A 2,621-nucleotide genomic window follows, 5' to 3' on the forward strand; every position below is an offset into this window, starting at 1 on the left:
GTACGCCTCCGATGGGGGCCGTCTTGCGTGAGGGTTGGTAATTCGCGAAGCGTGTGACCTTAAGTCTAGCTTTAAGGTCATCAGGCGATGCGGGTCGAGGTTTTAGGCGGGCTGGAGCGGCGGCGGCGTTGGTCGCAGGACGACAAGGCACGGATTGTCGAGGAGACGTTGGCACCGGGCGCGAAGGTAACTGAGGTTGCGCGGCGCAACGGAGTAGCGGCCAGCCTGGTGTTTACCTGGCGTCGACAAGCACGGACATCGGAACAAGTTGCACCATCTTTTACGCCGGTGCAGATCGCCGCCGTAGCGGCTTCGACTGAAGAAACTGCGAAGCTTTTGCCTACGGTTGATGGCCGAGTTCGCTCGGCGGCAGCCGCACGTACTGGATTGATAGAGATCGATCTCGGCAACCGACGGTGCATCCGGGTGGATGCGCACGTCGATCCGGAGGCGCTGGCGCGGGTCCTCGATGTGCTTGGACGCCGATGATTGCTGTACCAGGGAATGTGCGAGTGTGGCTGGCGACAGGCTACACGGATATGCGCAGAGGCTTTCCGTCGCTGGCCCTCCAAGTGCAGGAGGTGCTGCACAAAGAACCGCTCAGCGGTCATTTGTTTGTCTTCCGCGGTCGCCGCAGCGATCTTGTGAAGGTGATCTGGCACGATGGTCAGGGAGCCTGCTTGTTCACAAAAAAACTCGAGAGAGGAAAGTTTATCTGGCCATCGGTTGCCGGTGAAGCGGTAACGATCTCGCTGGCGCAGTTGAGCTATCTGCTGTCCGGGATCGATTGGCGCAATCCGCAAGAAACCCAGCGGCCGACGCGGGTCGGATAATCGTTTTGGGTTTGAATCTGATGCTCGATCTGATTCAATGGCGTCATGACATCGAAGCCGGACGACCTTCCTTCGGATCTCACGAGAGCCTACCTTGCTCTGCTGGCCGAGCGCGAGGCGTTGCAGGCTGAACGCGATGTGGCAGTCGCGGATGCCGCCAACGCGCGGGCGGAGCTATCGGACAGCGAGGTGCTGATCGCTCATCTTGAGCTACGGATCGAGAAGCTCAAACGCGAACTGCACGGGCAGCGCTCCGAGCGCACGGCGCGTTTACTCGAGCAGTTGGAATTGGAGCTCGAAGAACTCGCCACCACGGCGACCGAGAATGAGCTTGCCGCGCAGGCCGCAGCAGCGAAGACGCAGAACGTTCGCCCCTTCATGCGCAAGCGGCCGGTTCGCCAGCCATGGCCGGACGACATCGAACACGAGCGCGTCGTCATTGAGGCTCCAACGAGCTGCGCCTGCTGCGGTGGATCTCGGCTGGCGAAGGTCGGAGAGGATGTGACCAAGACGCTGGAGGAGATCCCGCGTCGCTTCAAGGTGATCGAGACGATACGCGAGAAGTTCACCTGCCGCGATTGCGAGAAGATCAGCCAGCCGCCGGCACCGTTCCATGCCACGCCGCGCGGCTTCATCGGTCCGCAATTGCTGGCGACAATGCTGTTCGACAAGTTCGGCATGCATATCCCGCTCAATCGCCAGAGCGTGCGCTTCAAGGCTGAGCGGATCGACCTGCCGCTGTCGACGCTGGCCGACCAGGTCGGCCACGGAACCTTCGCCGTCATGCCGCTGTTCCAGCTGATCGAGCGTCATGTGCTCGCGGCCGAGCGCCTTCATGGCGACGACACCACTATCCGCATCCTGGCGAAGGGCAAGTGCACGACCGGCCGGATCTGGACCTATGTGCGGGATGACCGGCCGTTCGCCGGGCCTGCGCCGCCGGCGGCGGTCTATTATGCCTCGGGCAACCGACGGGGCGAACATCCTCAGAAGCATCTGGCCGCCTTCGCCGGCATTCTGCAGGCGGATTGCTATGGCGGCTTCGAGCCGTTGTTCGACCCAAAAAGGAAAGCAATGCCGATCACGCCGGCGTTTTGCCTGGCCCATGCGCGGCGGGGATTCTTCGAACTGGCTGACATCGAGAAAGCCGCCCGGGAAGGCCGCAAGGGCAAACCGGTCTCCCCGATCGCGCTGGAGGCGGTCAGGCGTCTGGATGCGTTGTTCGAGATCGAGCGCGCCATCAACGGCCGTAGTGCCGACGAGCGGCGTGCCGTGCGCCAGGAGCGGAGCAAGCCGCTGCTCGACGACATGCATGACTGGCTGCTCCGCGAGCGAGAAAGCCTCTCGCGCTCCGCCGAGGTCCTGAAGCCCATGAACTACATGCTCAAGCGCTGGGACGACTTCGTCCGCTTCCTCGACGATGGCCGGATCTGCTTGACCAACAATTGCGCTGAGCGTGCATTGAGAGGCATTGCCTTGGGAAGGCGCAACTGGACCTTCGCTGGTAGCCAACGTGGCGCCGACCGTGCCGCGATCATGCTGACGATGATCACGACCTGCCGCCTCAACGACGTCGATCCAAAGGCCTGGCTCGCCGACGTCCTCGCCCGGATCGCCGATCTTCCCGCGTCGCGGCTGCGCGAACTGCTGCCCTGGGAATGGAAGCTCCTGCACCAAGCCGGCAAGTCCGCCGATCAGCAAGCCGCCTGACCTTCACGCAACGCCATCGTAGAACTCGCCGCGCTCGCGCGCATGTGTCAATCAGGCGGCCTTCGTCGTATGCGTACG

At 62.6% G+C, this 2,621-nt stretch carries 3 protein-coding genes; all 3 read left to right on the forward strand.

The features are described from left to right. Positions 1-87 precede the first annotated feature (87 nt). From tnpA to tnpC, 3 genes are read left to right on the forward strand one after another with little or no spacing between them, the layout of a single operon-like run. Positions 88-489 (forward strand): IS66-like element accessory protein TnpA, encoded by a 402-nt coding sequence (gene tnpA, locus ACIPUD_RS39640; RefSeq protein ID WP_085357272.1) that lies wholly within the window; start codon positions 88-90, stop codon positions 487-489. A 23-nt stretch (positions 490-512) separates the two neighbouring features. After that, positions 513-833, forward strand: a complete 321-nt coding sequence (tnpB, locus tag ACIPUD_RS39645) for an IS66 family insertion sequence element accessory protein TnpB (protein ID WP_425304745.1) — start codon at positions 513-515, stop codon at positions 831-833. Between the two features lie 45 nt (positions 834-878). Beyond that, the gene (gene tnpC, locus ACIPUD_RS39650) at positions 879-2,543 is read left to right on the forward strand and encodes an IS66 family transposase (protein ID WP_085357270.1); all 1,665 of its coding nucleotides are present in this window, start codon (positions 879-881) and stop codon (positions 2,541-2,543) included. The last annotated feature ends 78 nt before the right edge of the window (positions 2,544-2,621 follow it).

It is taken from the genome of Bradyrhizobium sp. CAR08 (assembly GCF_052871955.1).

What these genes read in the sequence shown, in the direction of transcription:
- tnpA (WP_085357272.1), top strand. Translation starts at nt 88, where the DNA reads ATGCGGGTCGAGGTTTTAGGCGGGCTGGAGCGGCGGCGGCGTTGGTCG.
- tnpC (WP_085357270.1), top strand. Translation starts at nt 879, where the DNA reads ATGACATCGAAGCCGGACGACCTTCCTTCGGATCTCACGAGAGCCTAC.